At 70.7% G+C, this 529-nt stretch carries 1 protein-coding gene; it reads left to right on the forward strand.

What is annotated here, in order from left to right:
* Positions 1–529: PBP1A family penicillin-binding protein (locus ACKGJN_RS16780; RefSeq protein ID WP_409540713.1), on the forward strand; the 529-nt coding region annotated here is incomplete at both ends.

Below are 529 nucleotides of genomic sequence, written 5' to 3' on the forward strand. Positions count from 1 at the left end.
CGGCTCTACGGCGATGAAAGCCTCTACACCGGCGGCCTCTCGGTGCGCACGACCCTCGACCCGCACCTGCAGGACATCGCCAACCGTGTGCTGCGCGAGGGCCTGATCGACTACGACCGCCGCCACGGCTGGCGCGGCCCGCTGCAGCAGATCGCCATCGGCGAGGGCGTCGACCTGATGTCGCGCCTGCAGGAGATCGAGCGGCCGGTCGGCATCGACGGCAGCTGGCAGCTCGCCGCCGTGGTGTCGACCGACGCCAAGCAGGCGGAGATCATGCTGTCCGACGGCAACGCCGGCCACATCCCGATGGACGCGCTGAAGTGGGCGCGCAAGTGGATCGAAGGCCAGCGCATCGGCAACGAGCCGAAAAAGCCGGGCGAGGTGCTGCAGGCCGGCGACGTCGTGCTGGTCGAAGCCCTCCAGGCTGATAGCGAAGAAGGCGACCAGGCGGCGGCGGCGGACAGCTACGCGCTGCGCCAGACCCCCGACGTGAACGGCGGCCTGGTGGCGCTCGACCCGCATACCGGGC

Source organism: Gillisia xinjiangensis (assembly GCF_046298265.1).
Taxonomy (GTDB): Bacteria; Bacteroidota; Bacteroidia; order Flavobacteriales; family Flavobacteriaceae; genus Gillisia; species Gillisia xinjiangensis.